This window comes from Methanosarcina barkeri MS (assembly GCF_000970025.1).
Taxonomy (GTDB): Archaea; Halobacteriota; Methanosarcinia; order Methanosarcinales; family Methanosarcinaceae; genus Methanosarcina; species Methanosarcina barkeri.
Genome location: NZ_CP009528.1, coordinates 4,382,945 through 4,399,171, shown reverse-complemented (window position 1 = coordinate 4,399,171; position 16,227 = coordinate 4,382,945). Strand labels below are relative to the sequence as shown.

Genomic DNA, 16,227 nt, shown 5'->3' with positions numbered 1-16,227 from the left:
GGAAGATTTGAAAAAACAATTTAGTAAGTGATAAACATGAGTAAATTAGAAAAACTTTTCAAGGAAAGAGGTCCGATCAAAAAAATTGGAGTAATTGGAATGGGCTATGTAGGTATTCCTTCAGCGGTTCTTTTCGCAGATGCTCCATGTTTCAATAAAGTCCTTGGCTTCCAGCGCAATTCAAAAAGTTCAAGTTACAAGATTGGTATGCTCAACCGTGGAGAAAGCCCTCTTAAAGGAGAAGAGCCCGGTCTAGAAGACCTTATTAATAAAGTTGTAAAAGCTGGCAAGTTTGAGTGTACTCCCGAGTTCTCAAGGATATCAGAACTTGATGCTGTCACGCTTGCAATCCAAACTCCTTTTGCAAATCCTAAAGATTTGGAACCTGACTTTTCCGCACTCATTGAAGGTATAAGAAATGTAGGAAAATACCTGAAACCAGGAATGCTCGTAGTTCTTGAGTCCACAATTACTCCTGGCACAACCGAAGGTATGGCAAAACAGATTCTTGAGGAAGAATCAGGCCTGAAAGCCGGAGAAGACTTTGCCCTTGCCCATGCTCCTGAAAGAGTAATGGTAGGCAGACTTTTAAAGAATATTAGAGAACATGATAGAATCGTGGGCGGCATAAATGAAGCAAGTACCAGGCGGGCTATCGAGCTCTATTCTCCTGTATTGACTGTGGGGAAAGTAATTCCTATGAGTGCAACTGCAGCTGAGGTAACGAAAACTGCAGAAAATACTTTCCGCGACCTACAGATTGCAGCAATTAACCAGCTTGCCCTTTACTGTGAAGCCATGGGCATAAACGTGTACGATGTAAGGACTGGAGTAGACAGTCTAAAAGGAGAAGGTATTACAAGAGCTATACTCTGGCCAGGAGCAGGCGTTGGAGGTCACTGCCTTACCAAAGATACATACCACTTGGAAAGAGGAGTTAAGATAGGTAGTGGGCAGCTTGACTATCCGGAAGGCGCAGACTCAATCTATGTGCTGGCAAGAAAAGTCAACGATTTCATGCCTGTTCATATGTACAACTTGACTGTTGTAGCCCTTAAAAGGATTGGAAAGGAGATGAAAGGCTCAAAGATTGCAATGCTCGGCTGGGCTTTTATCCGGGACTCGGATGATGCGAGGAACACACCTTCAGAACCTTACAGGGATCTCTGCCTGAAAGCAGGTGCGACAGTTACTGTGCATGACCCTTATGTTGTGAACTATCCAGGAATTGAGATTTCAGATAATCTTGAAAATGTTATCAAAGACGCGGATGCTGTAGTTATTTTTGCAGGGCATAGTGCATACTCTGATATAAAGGCTGATTGGGTAAAGAAAATTACAGGCAAAGAAAAACCAGTTATTGTAGATGGAAGAAATGTAATTGAACCGGATGAATTTATTGGTAAGGGATTTGTCTATAAGGGAATAGGAAGAGGCGATAAAAACGAACATTTATTAATGTAAACTAAAATTTATTTAAAAAAATAGTTCGGGCTTTAAAATCTGGAAAAAGGGTGAAAGATGATCGAGAAACTGAAACAAAATGAGGAACTCTGGGATCTATTTAGCAAAAAAGAAGAATACAATTTGACCTTTTCTGACCAGTACGATAGGTTTCCGTACTATTTAAGCAGCCAGAGGAATATTTTTGATCCCAGTGTTTCTAGGTTTCTGGTAGAAAACGGGTTACACCCTGAGTATCCAGACGGAAAAAAATTTGCAGTCTGCCTTACTCATGATATTGATGTGATATATCCGGAAAAGATCTACATGATCATTGGAACTGCTAAAGCCTTTGCTAAAGGAAATTTAACAGATGCTATCAAGACACCTTTTTGTAGAATTTGCAAAAAGTTTAACCCTTACTGGAACTTTAGAGAAATAATAGAGCTGGAGGCAAAATATAATGCAAAATCCAGCTTTTATTTTCTGGCCTTGAGGCCTGGAGAGAAAGACTTCAATTACGAAATTGAGGATCTCGAAGCCGAATTGAAGTTTATATCCACTCGTGGTTGGGAAGTAGGGTTGCATGGAGGGCATGAGTCTTACAGCAGTTTGGAAGATATAAAGGAAAAAAAGCAGAGAATTGAAAAAGTATTAGGTAAGGAAATTATAGGGTACAGAAATCATTATTTAAGGTTTAAAGTACCGGATACGTGGGAATTGTTAAGCAAAGCAAACTTTAAGTATGACACAACATTTGGGTATTCGGATTGTGCAGGCTTTAGAAATGGCATGTGCCATCCTTTCAGGCCATATAATATAAACACTGGAAAACAAATAGATATCATTGAGCTGCCTCTCATAGTTATGGACCGGACGTTATTAAGAAGTTACATGCGACTTGACGTTAAAAAGGCCTGGGAGCTCACAAAGAGTCTTGTTGATAAAGTTGAACAGTATAATGGTGTAATCACGATTCTATGGCACAACAATACATCCATTGATGGAGAAGGCCTTAAATACTACGAAAAATTCCTCAAATATGTTTCCGGCAAAAAAGCCTGGCTTGCAAGTGGGGAAGAAATATATAACTGGTGGTCTACCAATATTGAACCACGATATTGAAAAAACCCAGGTACGGGATCGGAATCAGTTGAGAATCACAGAGGCGCTAAGATATATTAATTTCTCTACATAAGTAAGATAACACTAATCAAAATTAACAATAAATAAATTGACAGAACTCCAGCTAACACTGATCAAGTTAACACTAAACAAATTTACACTATCAAATTCACACTATCAAATTCACACTATCAAATTCACACTATCAAATTCACACTATCAAATTCACACTATCAAATTCATACCCTCAAATTCATACCCTCAAATTCATACCCTCAAATTCATACCCTCAAATTAACATTATCAAATTCACACTATCAAATTCACACTATCAAATTCACACTATCAAATTCACACTATCAAATTCACACTATCAAATTCATACCCTCAAATTCATACCCTCAAATTCATACCCTCAAATTCATACCCTCAAATTAACATTATCAAATTCATACCCTCAAATTAACATTATCAAATTCGCACTAATTATCTTAACAAATCAAAATAATATTAATCGACGCCGAAGACAGGTATGATTAATAACTTTTTTCAATTTTGAATGAATTTAATATAGATAAAGTGGTTACTATCTTTTTTGAAACCCACTTCCTTCAAAAATTTATATTTAAGTCGCGTTAAAAATTTTCATTATGACTTGAATCCCATTAGAACTCATAAATAGAAAATATGATAGAGTAGTTTTAAGGACAACGGAGGAGAAAAGGAAGAGTCAGGAGAAATTATATGATTCCAATTGTTAACGGTTATGTAGACTAAAGAAACCGACAGATTTATTTCAAGGTGTTTATTTATAAGGGGGCTTAGAGGGAAAAAAGTATAATATTCAGCATCAGCTTGAGAATATCATACCCTATAATTTCCTTTTCAAAGGGAAAAACAGCTTGAAAATACAGGACTAAATTGAGTTCAGTTATAACGGAAACTTCTTTTAAGGTACCGGAAATGGATGAAATAACAGCAGATGCAGCAGAGAAACGGTCTGATAAAAGTAAGAAGGAAAGTTTCGTTACTGATGTGCTCACACTTGCAGGCGGAACAACCTTTGCTCAAATCCTTACAATTTTAGCTGCTCCTGTATTGACTCGCCTCTATGGGCCTGATGATTTTGGAGTTTGGGCTCTGTACCTTTCGATCACCAGCATTATCAGCGTTATTGCCTGCATGAGATACGAATATTCCATAATGCTACCTGAATCGAGTGAAGAGGCTGTAAACCTGTTGGGGCTGAGTTTTCTAGCAGTGCTGTTAGTGACCGGTTTAACCTTTCCAGCCATATGGTACTTTAAAGAGCCAATAGTTAATATTCTAAATTCTCAGCAGATAGGAGACTATCTCTGGCTTGTACCTCCTTTTATTTTTGTAAACGGGTTATTTCTTGCACTGAATAGCTGGAATACAAGAACAAAACTTTTTAAAAGGCTTTCACTTTCAAGAGTTTTCAGTTCGTTTTCGAGTACCGCTACACAGATAAGTCTGGGGTTTACAGAAAAGATTGCAGGAGGGTTAATAGTTGGAAGCCTTACTGGTCAGTCTATTGCAACATTTGTGCTTGGAGGACAGATATGGAGAGATGATAGAAAATTAATTGTTAAAAACCTGAGCTGGAAAAAAATCTATGAAGGGTTTAAGAAGTACCGCAAGTTTTCGTTTGTAGATACATGGGGTGCCCTCATGAACTCAGTCTCTTGGCAGCTTCCTGCTTTTCTTCTTTCGGCTTTCTTCACACCTGCAGTTGTAGGTTTTTATTCACTAGGCTTTCGCCTTCTGCAGCTGCCAATGAGTTTCATTGGAGGTTCGATTTCACAGGTATTCTTCCAGAGAGCCTCAAGAGCATTCACCGAGGGCACTCTTCCTTCTCTTGTTGAGAATGTGTTCAGAATGCTTGTGGTTATAGGTATGTTCCCGATACTTATCCTGACAATTGTCGGCGGGGACGTCTTTACTATTATTTTCGGAAAAGCCTGGGCAGAAGCAGGTATCTACGCCCAGATTCTTAGTCTGTGGGCTTTTGTATGGTTTATCTCCTCTCCATTAACTGCTATATACGTAGTAGTCGAAAAATATCACTTCGGTTTTCATTATAATTTTTTCAACCTGATAACACGCTTCCTCTCACTTACAATTGGAGGCTTGCTAGGAAATGCACGTATGGCACTTATTCTTTTTTCACTGTCAGGTATTGCGGTATACGGTTACCTTTGCCTAAAGATGATGTCCTATGCCGGAGTAAAGACTTCGAGCGTCCTGAAAATAGTATTTTCTAATTTTCTTCTCTTCATTCCTGCAGGAACTATCATTATTGCCCTTAAAATTATAGAAATAAACCAGATATTGCTTGTTATCTTTTCCGGTGTAATTGTCTGTTTTTACTATCTGTATATCTTGAAAAGCGATGCACAGATGAAAAGGATAATTGGAGAATTCAAAAATTGAGGAATTCTTTCAAACAATAATATCTGAAAACTTAAAGTCAGGCTCCAACTAAGAAAACCCCGAGAAAGCTTGTTCAAGCGGACTAAAAGAGAACTGACCTGTTTATTTCTCGCACCGTTAAAGCGTCTTACGTATTTTATTTTTCATTTTAACATGTTCTATTTGATGATTTTCCCATAGTATGATCTTGAGTAATTGTGTATACGTATTATGTAGCCTCAGTTTGGGCCACTTCTACTAGGGAATGCCTTACGATTCCTTTCACTGTCATATATACTCCGGAAATAGATAGAAAAATCATTACAAGTACATACCGGAAATGAAGACTTTCTATTCCAAAGGCAGAGGCTTCAAGAAATTTCAACCCCATGCAAAAACCGCATGTTGCAAGGGCAAAACCTGGCACTGCATAGAAGTATAGTGGCTTATTGGCCTCTATATCCCTGGTTACAGTTCTCAGGATTCCACGAACATACTTGACTGGAGTTTGTACCGGGTCTTCAAAGTTATAATGGGAATCTACTTCGACTTCTTTTATGCGAAGGTCAGATTTGCTCGCATCTGCAAGCGTCTCGCTTTCTATTGACAGGTCCTGGATGTCGAAGTGGATGATATCTTTTTTAGGGGCTGTAAAGGCGCGAAAAGTAATCTGAGAACCTCTAGTTTTGTCAGATTTTTTATTGGCGAATCTGCCCAGAATCGTTTGCCCAACGCGGCGGTAAACAGGAGTGTTTCTGCTCACACTGTTTAAATCTTGAGTACCATTGACCACATCTGCACCTCCTGTTATTATAGGGTCAATGAGCCTGGGAATGTTTTCAGGGTTATGGCGACCTCTTGAGTCCATTGTCACAATTATATCAGCGCCGAGATGGACTGCAGCTTTAAATCCTGTTTCTAAAGACGCACCTTTGCCCCTATTGGTCCTGTTTATAACTACTTCAGCCCCAGCTTTTTTTGCTATCTCTGCTGTTTGATCTGAACTGGCATCATCTACCACAATCACCTTATCAGCATAGAGCCGGGTGAGAAGTATAATGCTTCCTATAGACGTTTCTTCATTATAGGCAGAAAGGACAACTGTGACATTTTTAGAGGCTCTGCTTACAGTACATTTATTTTTTTTATTTATTATATGCCCTATGCCACTTTCTATAAGTAGCTGATCACTCATTCTTGATAACCCCCTTTGTATAGCTATATATACATCTAGAATAAATTTATTTATAAAGATTCTATAAGTTGTTAAATCTGGGAAGAGATTAGATCTTTTAAACATTATAACAAGATTAGTTTTTTAAATTGAAATCTGCAAAAATACATATATAAATTTATTGACAGATCTACTTTAAAAAAATAATAAGTAATGGGTATCAGTATTCTGCGACCCTATGTCAGTACAGATATAAAATTGGACAATTGAAATATCGACTATTGAAAATCGAGATTAACTGATAATGTCTAAAAATATAGATAAATATATGAAAAAATAAGCTTGAGAATCAATAGTAAGGAAGCTCAGACCTTTAAGATTTCAGTCCCGCAAACTTATTGATCTTCTTGAAAATTTATTTATAAATATTTCAAGTTTCAAAACTATATTATTCCTGCTCACCACTGGCCGCAATTTTTAATATTGAGAAATAAGAAATAAAGAACATCATAAAAGATAAAATAAATTACAGAGTTTTTTTCGCTGGAGGAAAAGAAAGCCATTAAAAAGTGAAGCAGCATCAAAAATATTCTATTAGGACTTACACAGTTGAGGAACAAAATTAATTATGGCAAAGACTGTGGATTAAATTCATGGTTTAGACAGTTAAATATCTGATGCTGTTGATTTTTCAGGTCAACTGCGTAAGTTCTAATTCTATGTAAAATAATTAAGTTGCCCTATTAGAAAAGTATCCGCCAGAGAGGTTGAGAAAAAAAGTTTAGGAAAAGAAATAAAAGAGAAGATGCAAATAAAGACGAAAGCACTTTGTAGTACAATGACAGAGAATGCGCATGGATCGGAAAAGATGGGCACAAAAATCGGAGAAAAAATCTGAGTATTTTAAATCTGAATATTTTAAATCTTGGAAAATTAGATCGAAAGAATAAAATGGATTAGAAAAATATTTACTCGCCTTAATTGAACTGAAAATAGTGTAATTTTTTATTATAAGCTGGATGATCTGCATGACTGTAAAAAAAATTTCCTCAGATCTGTTTATTATTATGGGGCTCGTGCTCCTAACAGATATCTTCGTGCTCACTCCTGGAATAAATGAAACAATGTTCCGGAATATACTTGGATTGCCTCTTGTGCTATTTCTGCCAGGGTATGCTCTGATTGCAGCTCTTTTTCCTGCAAGATCTGATCTTGATGGGATCGAACGGGTCGCTCTTTCATTCGGACTGAGTATTGCAGTTGTGCCATTAATAGGCCTTGGTCTTAATTATACTCCATGGGGAATCAGGACTCTACCAATTCTCATAAGTCTGTCCGCTTTTACCTTTATTATGTGTGGGCTTGCATACCTTAGACGAGCAAGTCTCCCAGAAAGTGAGGCTTTTAATATCTCTTTCAAAGCAGCAGCACTTTCGCTCAAATCCGAGATCATGGAAACCTCAGAGTCAAGGCTAGATAGAGCTCTCACGGGTTTTCTGATAATTTCCATTCTCCTGTCCATAGTAACCCTAGCTTATGTGGTTGTGAGCCCAAAAGAAGGAGAACATTTCACAGAGTTCTATCTTCTTGGACCTGAAGGAAAAGCAGATAATTATACTACAAATTACACGCTCGGGCAAAGTGGAACCGTAATAGTTGGAGTTGTAAACCATGAATACAGGCCTGTAAATTACACAATGGAAGTAACACTTGATAATAAATCACTGTTCCTTCCGGAAAATGTGAAGCATATCAATCTTGCCCATAATGAGACCTGGGAAGAACCCGTTACTATTATGCCTCCTGTTGAGGGAAAGAATCTGAAGCTTCAGTTCCTGCTCTTTAATGACACTGAGAAAAGTGTACCTTATAGAGACCTTCATCTATGGGTAAATGTGAGTGCACCAAAACAACTGAAAACTTAAATATCAGGCAGGAAAGACAGTTTAAGAAAGCTCTTAAATTACCAGGCTAGTAGATTATAGTACAGTCTTTAAGCTGCATCCCTGCAGTTTAAGAGCTCTCCAGTTAAAGAATTTGATATTATAATTCAGTCATCCAGATTGAACCTTTTTCAAGAAGATTTAGCTTCAATTATATAGAAATCATATATGGTATGCTGAAAAACTCAGCTTGGATCTTTACTCGGGGCAAGAAAATGCCTTGAGTCAATGAGAAAGCTGTTGTTTAACTGATCGTAACTTTCGTTTTTATCTTAAAAAGTAGACCGCTCTTACAATCTATTAAATCAGGGTTTTTAATCCCTCCTGTAGCTCGATCTCTCCTTCCCACCAGTCTGAGATTTTTGAGACATCGGCTTTTGAGTCCCGAACATCACCTGCCCTTGAAGCGGCATGTACAATCCTGCTAGAAGAGCCAGTTAACTTAATAATATTTTCGGCAAGTTCCAGAACTGTCACGCTTTTTCCCATAGCCACGTTAAAAACCTGACCATCTCCATGCTCAAGAGCTGAGGCGTTTGCCCTGACTACATCTTTAACATGAACAAAATCTCGACTCTGAAGTCCATCTCCATAAATAACAAGGTCCTTTCCCAGTCTCGCTCTCTCAAGAAAAATCGGAATAACGGCTGCATATGGGGATTTTGGGTCCTGGCGAGGGCCGAAGACATTGAAATAACGCAGGCAAGTGGTACGAAGTCCATGGTCCTCATAAAACATCCTTGCCAGATATTCTACATCAAGTTTAGAAATGGCATAAGGAGAAGTCGGTTCAGGATACATCTCCTCTCTTTTTGGAAAAATCGGGTTATTTCCATAGATCGCAGCTGAAGACGCTGTCACAAATTTGTCGACTTCGGCTTTAACGCAGGCTTGCAGTACATTAAGGGTTCCAAGCGTGTTAGTCTGGAAAGCTTCAGAAGGTTTTTCACAGCTTAAAGGTACGGATACAAGGGCAGCTTCGTGAAAGACATAATCCATGCCCGAAACCGCTTTTTCGACTGAGGGTAAGTCACAGATATCTCCCTTAATAAACTCAATGTTTTTATTCTGTGGAATATTTCTGAGAAAACCCGTGGCAAGATTATCCAAAATCCTGACAGTGTGTCCTGCTTCTGCAAAATATTCAGCTATGTGGGAGCCTATGAAACCTGCTCCTCCAGTAACCAGCACTTTCATGCTTGCAGAAAGGGAAAAATACAACATAAAATTTTCTGTGCGCGCCCAGAGGTTTATAAGATAAAGTTGAAACATTCCTGAAGTGTGCAAAAATAGCATAGGCTGGAAAAGGTCTCCTTCAAAAGAAGAAAAACATCCTTCAAAAGAGATAAAATTTTTCATACAAAGAGACCTTATTAATAAGGGGGAGCCTAAAAAATTTGGGAACTGAAGTATTTTTCAGAAAATTGAGCCTGAGAAAGAAGTACAATTATCCTCAAAACTAGATTTCATATATAGAGAACAATACCAGCAAAAATTAAATTCCAACGGAAAGGCATGTTTTCCCTTGTTTTCCTACAAACTACCTGAAAGGATCATCTGAAATAATAACAGTAACTTATAATTAAAATTCACTGAGTAATCGGGTGGAAAGCTTGCATAGATATAAATTCTAAAAGAACACAGTATAAAATAATTCTCTTAGTGGTAAAATGGCCGGAAATAGACAACTTTCCATGGACCTGCTGCTTGTTGTAGGTTTTGTGCTTATTACTAACATCTTTATACTCGTACCTGTACTTAGCGACAGTTTCCTGCGCACGTACCTGGGCATTATTCTGGTACTTTTCTTGCCGGGCTATGCGCTCACTGTAGCTCTCTTCCCGGCAAAAAAAGATCTTGACGGAATTGAGAGAACTGCAATTTCCTTCGGACTGAGTATTTCAATCGCCCCGTTACTGGGACTTGGACTGAACTATTCCAGCTGGGGGATCAGGGAGATTCCTCTACTGACAGAATTTTCAATTTTTACTCTCCTGATATGTGCAGTTGCTCATTACAGAAGGGGATTGCTGCCTGAAACCGAAGTCTTTGGAGTTTCATTCAAAAGATGTTACCTTAGCATGAAAGCCAGAGTTTTTGAAAAGCCCGAATCGAAAACTGATAAGGTTATTGCGTTTATCCTTGCCCTTTCTATTCTGGCTTCTATGGGGAGCCTTGTCTACATTATAGGAAACTCTAAAGAGGGAGAGCACTTTACCGAATTTTATATTCTTGGAAACAACAGTACGATCGGAGACTATCCTACGGAGTTTGTACCGGGAGAAAAAGGAACCGTCATTGTAGGGGTCATAAATCATGAGTACAGGCCAATGGATTATACAATAGATGTAAGGCTCGAAAACAGGTTGCTCTTGGAAAGTAAGAAACAGATAAGCCTTGAGCATAATATGTCCTGGGAAAAACCAGTTACTTTTACGCCACCTCTTGAAGGAAAGAATATGAAACTAGAGTTTCTGCTCTTTAATGAATCTGAGAAAACCACACCTTACCGGAACCTCCATCTCTGGATTAATGTTACTGAGGAGGCTTGAAGATGGCAATCTCGGATTTTATATCTTCAGAGCTGGAAGCGGGAAAAGCCTCTCTGCCGGAGCTCGGGAAAATGCTTAAAATGCAAACTGAAGAAAAAAACCGATTTTTGAAAAAGATAATTTATGCAGGAATCCCTGTAGCTGCAATTACTCTTATCGAATTGTTGATTTTCGGAGGAAGATTAAGAGAAGCTTCAATAGCTTATACCATACTTCTGCTCTCGCTTTCATATTCAATAGCAGTTCTAAAAAAGACTGAGATACGGAAACTCTACCAGGCTCTCTTGCTTCTGACAATTTTCAGATTGGTGAATTTTTCAATGCCAGTTTTTTTTGAGAGAAATCTTTATTCATTCATATTTATCTATGCACCCATGGCACTTCCTATAACTCTTGCTACTGTGCATCAGAAGGTGATATATGAGAGAAAAAAAGATACTCTAAGGAAGATTTGGATCTACTTTCCTCTATCTATCCTTGCAGGTCTGGCTTTTGGACAGGTAGAATATATAATGATAGGAGCCAGAGAACTTATACCAGATCTCTCATTGACAAACCTGCTGATACTCATTATTATAATGGTTTTTATTGTAGGGCTTATAGAAGAACTTATCTTCAGGTCAATTCTCCAGACAAGACTGGAAGAATTCCTGGGACCAGCCTGGGGAATTTTTCTTTCAAGCCTCCTTTTTGGGATAATGCATTCTACTTACGGCACTCCTTACGAAATGGTATATACCTTCTTTTTAGGAGGTTTTTTAGGATACCTATTTTATAGAACCCGAAGTCTTCCCCTTGTAGTAATGATTCATGGTTCAATAAATGTGTTCTTGTTTGGGATAATCCCACATGCAGGGTCCATAGTTGGATTAATGTAAGGCACTGTAAAAGTTGGTTTGAAGAAGTCCATGAAAGTTGACATATTCGATCTTAATAGAAGCAATCTTAATAGAAGCAATCTAATAGAAGCAATCTTAATTCTTAATAGAAATGAGTTAGACCCTCAGCCCTTACTATTTAAGCAGCCATTTGCTTATATGGATTACCTTTTTCCTGTTGTAAGAGAAGTCATCTGGCAGAGCAGACATGCTGATCGGAATTTCTTACGGGATCGAGCTTTTATTGCCACTACATAAAAAGAGTAAGAGACTAAAGAGTAAGAGACTAAAGAGTAAGAAACCTTCCGCCTTCTCCTGAAAGAACCAGAAATTATAAATATATATTTATAAAAGAAGACAGCCATTCTTTATGAATAGAATTTGATGCGCTCCGGAGAAATATTTATGGCCATATATGCAGACCGCTTCTGGGAGATTGATTGTCTGCGAGGACTTGCTGTTCTCTTGATGCTCTTTTATCATTATCTTTATGACCTGGACTTTTTCAAGCTTGTGGATGTTCAGATCAGATCCGGCTTTATCTTATATGCAGGCAGATTCTCAGCTTTACTTTTTATACTGATCTCAGGAGTTGCCCTTTCTATAAGCCATTCAAGAGCTCTTAACAAAGAGTCTGCCGGAAATATATCAGAAAATTTTTCCAAGTACCTGAAAAGAGGAATAAAACTCTACCTAATGGGGCTTTTGCTCACAGGTATAACCTGGATCTTTTTACCTGAAGAATATATTGTCTTTGGAATCCTGCATTTTTTTGGGGTTTCGGCAATACTCGTCTATCCTTTCCTGAGATATGGGAAAGAAAATCTCTTTTTTAGCCTGTTTTTCGGCCTTATAGGGCTTCACATCAAGAATATAACTTTTGGTTTTTCCAGCCTGCTCTGGCTAGGCTTTACACCTGAAAATTTTAGTACCCTTGACTACTTTCCTGTATTTCCCTGGTTTGGAGTATTGCTAGCAGGAGTTTTCCTGGGTAATTTTCTGTACTCAGGCGGAAAAAGGCAGTTTGAGCTTCCCTATACTGAAAAAAATCCCCTTATCAGGCTGTTTTCAAGAACAGGGCAACATTCTCTGCTCATATACTTCATTCATCAACCGCTTTTTCTCGGACTTTTATTCCTAAGCGGACTACTCAATCTGAATATGCTGTAAAGTCTAGTGATAAAATAAGTCTAAATAATACCTAATAAATTATATTCTCCTAGTTATCTTTACAACTCAAAATTACCAGCAGATCCAAAACCTGCTGGTTTTATATTATGTAACAAACTTAATTTGTATATCTATTTGCTTACACTGGTATGCTGATCAATCTTCGCCTGCTTACTGAAAAATAATCAGATATAAAATCTAACCGGGATAAAAGACCAAAAAGAAATCAGACTTATATTTTCAACCCGGTAAAGGAGTAGGGAGGCAAAATTAAAAACAGAAGATGGAGAAAAGAATGTATCTAGAAATTGCAATGTTTGCTTATTTTGTAGTTCTTTTCCTGACTCTTCGGGATATCCGGATTTTTAAAAGAACAGGTTACCGTTCTTACAGAAAAGGAGCCATGAAGGGACTTGCAGCTTCTTCCGTGGTTTTGATAGGAGCAATTGCTGTCGAAGCAAAACCGGATCTTGGACTGCTTTTCGTATTAATAGGACTCTTTATTAATCGTAAAGGGATAAGAGAACGTGTTTTTACTAACGCAGGAACTCTTGACCGTTTTCTTGGTAAAACAGACTATGTAAAGAGGAGATAAGAGATAATACATAAATGTACAGGATATTTAAGTGCTAGGATATATCCAAATACCACATAAAGGCACAGAACATATTTAATGTAGGATATATCCAATGTCACATAACAAGACTGTACCCAGAATCTAACTATAGCTGCTGCATTGATGCTGCAAAAAGTATATATTTAAAGGAGAATTGTCAGCATCTAATTACATACCAATTAATTGAGAAAAGGAATGATAGGCCTCACAGGTTTGACCAGAGTGTCGACCCCAAAATTTATAAATCTCAAGTGACCTTATTAGTCGACAAAATCATTATCAATCAAATTATTGTATCCAGTTTTCGCTAAACCTATCAATTCCAGAGACGAAAAATAGATATCAAACAACTATTTTCTACCTCGGGCTTCACGTTAACCATAATTCACAGGAAAACATGTGAGATAAACTAGAAGTAGAATTGAATAACTGGACTAAAAGCAGCAAAAACTAAGAGGAGATACGATGGGAAATATAAGACAGACAAACATAAAAAGAATAGCATTCCAACTGCTTGAGAACCACAGGGATGTCTTTACAAAAGACTTTGAAACTAACAAGGCTCTTGTGACAAAGTATACGACAATTGAAAGCAAAGTTATAAGGAACAGGGTTGCAGGTTACGTTACAAGAAAAGTTGCACGCATGAAAGTATACTGAGCAGAAGAGTTACTTCTGGACACAGGTGGGGATATCTAAAATGTTTGAAGGAACAATGCCTGCCCTGATAACTCCTTTTACGAAGGATGACAGGATTGACAGGGAAGGCTTACAAAGGAATATTGAATTTGTTGAAAAGGGAGGAGTTTCAGGGATTGTGCCTTGTGGTACTACTGGAGAATCCGCGACTCTTTCCGCAAGTGAGCATGAAGAAGTCATAGATATTGCAGTGGAATGTTCAAAGGTTCCTGTAATTGCAGGAACAGGTTCAAATAATACAGGAGAAGCTCTCCAGTTTACAAAACACGCTGCAGATGCGGGTGTCGATGGCGTACTTCTGATTTCTCCCTATTATAACAAGCCAAATCCTGCAGGTCTGCTTGCGCATTTTAAGAAAATTGCAGAAGCAGTCGATGTTCCTATGGTTATGTATAATATCCCTTCCCGTACAGGACAGGATATGCCACTAGAAGTCATTGTCGAACTTGCAAAAGTTGAAAATATCGTGGGAATTAAAGAAGCCAGTGGGAATATCGGTAAAGTTTCCCAGATTCTGGAAAATACCATAGATGAAGACTTCGTGGTTATTTCAGGTGAGGATAATTTGACTCTTCCTATTCTTTCTGTAGGAGGCCGGGGAGTCATTTCTGTCGCCGCAAATATAGTGCCTGACAGAATGTCCAGAATGGTAAATGCAGCCCTTGCCGGAGACTACGAAACTGCAAGGAAGATTCATTTTGAAATTGCCCCTCTGATTCGCTCCCTTTTTCTGGAAACGAACCCGATCCCGGTTAAAAAAGCTGCAGAACTTGCAGGCTTGGCAAGCGGGAACCTGAGGCTTCCACTCGCTCCCCTTAGTGAGACAAATACTCAGAAGGTTGCAGATGAACTCAGGAAATTGGGGGTTATAGAATGATTAACGTAGCAGTACTCGGAGCCTGCGGCAGGATGGGCTCTTTAATTGTGGAGAATGTTATCAACTCTGCGGATATGCAGCTTGTTGCTGCTTTTGATATCAACTATTTCGGAAGGGACGCAGGAGAATTTGCTCACGTAGGGAACCTTGGAGTCCGGATCTCGGACGTAAAAGACCTTGAAACTGTCCTGAAAGAAAGCAAGGCTGATGTCCTTATTGACTTCACTGCAGCAGGCGCAACCGTAGTTAACGCTCCAATAGCAGCCAGAGCCGGGGTAAATCTAATAATCGGAACCACAGGGCTGACTCCTGAGCAGCGAGCAGTGATTGACGAAGCCATTCAGGAAGGTCAGGTCAGTGCCGTCATTTCCCCTAACTACTCAGTAGGCGTTAACGTCTTTTTCAAGATTATCAGGGAAGCTGCAAAATATCTTGCAGATTATGATATCGAGATTATTGAAGCTCACCATAATCAGAAAAAAGATGCCCCAAGCGGAACCGCCCTTAGGGCAGCCGACATTATTAGTGAGGCTGTCGGTGGAAAGGAATATGTCTATGGTAGGGAAGGTATTGCCCCACGCGGAAAAGAAATTGGAATTCATGGAGTCCGCGCTGGAGATATCACAGGCGACCATATTGTCCTTTTTGCAGGAAATTCTGAAAGAATTGAGATCAAGCACATGGCTCACTCCCGCCAGATCTTTGCCAAAGGTGCAGTCCGTGCAGCCGAATGGGTCTGCAAGCAAAAACCAGGAATTTATTCCATGGACGATGTGCTTGGTTTATAAGAACATCTTTAATCAGTAATTTAAAAGAAATTTTGAACAACTAGTTGGGTCCTGAGTTTCTTTATCAGGACTACTCTCTTTTAACTTAGAAAAGAGCTATTTACTTTCTTTTTTCTAATCTTTTTTAACTTAATCCAGGCAGGTTTACTTTTTGGGAGATTAATATCAACAGTACACTGGAAAGTTATATATACTATTATATAGGAAATAGGATACTGCTTGCTTGTAAGTATATAGCCCTGAAATCTCAAAATATCATCCCACAACAATAGGGATACTTGCTTGCAAGCAATATTCCATTAAAACTATTCTAAGGAAAATTACAAGCTTGGACAAAAAACTCAAAACTAAATGAAAAACCATGAATTATAATAGACTAGTGTCTTGAAAATTTAGTTATTGGTCACATGTTAACTCTGAATCGCCATATGTTAATAAAAAGCTATCAAAGATTATGCTCAATAATTAAATTACCATGACATTAGTGCTTCGATTCCACTATTAATTCCTTGTTTTCTATATAAATTCG

General features: G+C 38.3%; 13 protein-coding genes. 11 read left to right on the top strand and 2 right to left on the bottom strand.

Annotation, left to right across the window (positions count from 1 at the left end; all coding sequences use genetic code 11):
- Positions 1 to 36 precede the first annotated feature (36 nt).
- The 3 genes from MSBRM_RS18050 to MSBRM_RS18040 all read left to right on the top strand — a co-directional run bounded on the left by MSBRM_RS18050 (position 37) and on the right by MSBRM_RS18040 (position 5,022).
- Positions 37 to 1,464, top strand: a complete 1,428-nt coding sequence (locus tag MSBRM_RS18050) for a nucleotide sugar dehydrogenase (RefSeq protein ID WP_048122467.1) — start codon at positions 37 to 39, stop codon at positions 1,462 to 1,464.
- A gap of 57 nt (positions 1,465 to 1,521) precedes the next feature.
- Entirely contained in the window at positions 1,522 to 2,568 is a 1,047-nt protein-coding gene (locus tag MSBRM_RS18045) for a polysaccharide deacetylase family protein (protein ID WP_048122466.1), read from the top strand.
- A 963-nt stretch (positions 2,569 to 3,531) separates the two neighbouring features.
- Positions 3,532 to 5,022, top strand: a complete 1,491-nt coding sequence (locus MSBRM_RS18040) for a lipopolysaccharide biosynthesis protein (RefSeq protein WP_048122465.1) — start codon at positions 3,532 to 3,534, stop codon at positions 5,020 to 5,022.
- Between the two features lie 208 nt (positions 5,023 to 5,230).
- Here the strand turns inward: MSBRM_RS18040 and MSBRM_RS18035 are convergent, their stop codons facing one another.
- Positions 5,231 to 6,196, bottom strand: coding sequence for a glycosyltransferase family 2 protein (locus MSBRM_RS18035; RefSeq protein WP_048122463.1), 966 nt, complete (start codon positions 6,194 to 6,196; stop codon positions 5,231 to 5,233).
- A 1,007-nt stretch (positions 6,197 to 7,203) separates the two neighbouring features.
- On the opposite strand from MSBRM_RS18035, the gene MSBRM_RS18030 reads away from it, so the two are divergent.
- Positions 7,204 to 8,100 (top strand): DUF1616 domain-containing protein, encoded by an 897-nt coding sequence (locus tag MSBRM_RS18030; RefSeq protein ID WP_048122461.1) that lies wholly within the window; start codon positions 7,204 to 7,206, stop codon positions 8,098 to 8,100.
- Positions 8,101 to 8,418: 318 nt separating this feature from the next.
- Here the strand turns inward: MSBRM_RS18030 and MSBRM_RS18025 are convergent, their stop codons facing one another.
- Positions 8,419 to 9,477: an NAD-dependent epimerase/dehydratase family protein gene (locus tag MSBRM_RS18025; RefSeq protein WP_230668976.1), complete on the bottom strand. Its 1,059-nt coding sequence runs from the start codon at positions 9,475 to 9,477 to the stop codon at positions 8,419 to 8,421.
- Positions 9,478 to 9,788: 311 nt separating this feature from the next.
- On the opposite strand from MSBRM_RS18025, the gene MSBRM_RS18020 reads away from it, so the two are divergent.
- The 7 genes from MSBRM_RS18020 to dapB all read left to right on the top strand — a co-directional run bounded on the left by MSBRM_RS18020 (position 9,789) and on the right by dapB (position 15,698).
- A complete protein-coding gene (locus tag MSBRM_RS18020) occupies positions 9,789 to 10,670 on the top strand; it encodes a DUF1616 domain-containing protein (protein ID WP_048122459.1) in 882 nt (293 codons plus the stop codon).
- A gap of 2 nt (positions 10,671 to 10,672) precedes the next feature.
- Complete coding sequence (locus tag MSBRM_RS18015; RefSeq protein WP_048122453.1) at positions 10,673 to 11,548, top strand: CPBP family intramembrane glutamic endopeptidase; 876 nt, start codon at positions 10,673 to 10,675, stop codon at positions 11,546 to 11,548.
- A 405-nt stretch (positions 11,549 to 11,953) separates the two neighbouring features.
- A complete protein-coding gene (locus tag MSBRM_RS18005) occupies positions 11,954 to 12,718 on the top strand; it encodes a heparan-alpha-glucosaminide N-acetyltransferase (RefSeq protein ID WP_048156572.1) in 765 nt (254 codons plus the stop codon).
- Between the two features lie 295 nt (positions 12,719 to 13,013).
- Positions 13,014 to 13,313 (top strand): hypothetical protein, encoded by a 300-nt coding sequence (locus MSBRM_RS18000; protein WP_048123644.1) that lies wholly within the window; start codon positions 13,014 to 13,016, stop codon positions 13,311 to 13,313.
- A 486-nt stretch (positions 13,314 to 13,799) separates the two neighbouring features.
- Entirely contained in the window at positions 13,800 to 13,994 is a 195-nt protein-coding gene (locus MSBRM_RS17995) for a 30S ribosomal protein S17e (protein WP_011306165.1), read from the top strand.
- Between the two features lie 40 nt (positions 13,995 to 14,034).
- Positions 14,035 to 14,910 carry a 4-hydroxy-tetrahydrodipicolinate synthase gene (dapA, locus tag MSBRM_RS17990; RefSeq protein WP_048156568.1) on the top strand — a complete coding sequence of 292 codons (876 nt, stop codon included), beginning with the start codon at positions 14,035 to 14,037 and terminating at the stop codon, positions 14,908 to 14,910.
- The gene (gene dapB, locus MSBRM_RS17985) at positions 14,907 to 15,698 is read left to right on the top strand and encodes a 4-hydroxy-tetrahydrodipicolinate reductase (protein WP_048156565.1); all 792 of its coding nucleotides are present in this window, start codon (positions 14,907 to 14,909) and stop codon (positions 15,696 to 15,698) included. Before dapA ends, dapB begins: the two co-directional genes overlap by 4 nt.
- Positions 15,699 to 16,227: the final 529 nt, after the last annotated feature.

Excerpts from the sequence above, each read along its gene's own strand:
- MSBRM_RS18050 (WP_048122467.1), top strand. The coding sequence starts at position 37 with ATGAGTAAATTAGAAAAACTTTTCAAGGAAAGAGGTCCGATCAAAAAA.
- MSBRM_RS18045 (WP_048122466.1), top strand. The coding sequence starts at position 1,522 with ATGATCGAGAAACTGAAACAAAATGAGGAACTCTGGGATCTATTTAGC.
- MSBRM_RS18040 (WP_048122465.1), top strand. The coding sequence starts at position 3,532 with ATGGATGAAATAACAGCAGATGCAGCAGAGAAACGGTCTGATAAAAGT.
- MSBRM_RS18035 (WP_048122463.1), bottom strand. The coding sequence starts at position 6,196 with ATGAGTGATCAGCTACTTATAGAAAGTGGCATAGGGCATATAATAAAT.
- MSBRM_RS18030 (WP_048122461.1), top strand. The coding sequence starts at position 7,204 with ATGACTGTAAAAAAAATTTCCTCAGATCTGTTTATTATTATGGGGCTC.
- MSBRM_RS18025 (WP_230668976.1), bottom strand. The coding sequence starts at position 9,477 with ATGAAAAATTTTATCTCTTTTGAAGGATGTTTTTCTTCTTTTGAAGGA.
- MSBRM_RS18020 (WP_048122459.1), top strand. The coding sequence starts at position 9,789 with ATGGCCGGAAATAGACAACTTTCCATGGACCTGCTGCTTGTTGTAGGT.
- MSBRM_RS18015 (WP_048122453.1), top strand. The coding sequence starts at position 10,673 with ATGGCAATCTCGGATTTTATATCTTCAGAGCTGGAAGCGGGAAAAGCC.
- MSBRM_RS18005 (WP_048156572.1), top strand. The coding sequence starts at position 11,954 with ATGGCCATATATGCAGACCGCTTCTGGGAGATTGATTGTCTGCGAGGA.
- MSBRM_RS18000 (WP_048123644.1), top strand. The coding sequence starts at position 13,014 with ATGTATCTAGAAATTGCAATGTTTGCTTATTTTGTAGTTCTTTTCCTG.
- MSBRM_RS17995 (WP_011306165.1), top strand. The coding sequence starts at position 13,800 with ATGGGAAATATAAGACAGACAAACATAAAAAGAATAGCATTCCAACTG.
- dapA (WP_048156568.1), top strand. The coding sequence starts at position 14,035 with ATGTTTGAAGGAACAATGCCTGCCCTGATAACTCCTTTTACGAAGGAT.
- dapB (WP_048156565.1), top strand. The coding sequence starts at position 14,907 with ATGATTAACGTAGCAGTACTCGGAGCCTGCGGCAGGATGGGCTCTTTA.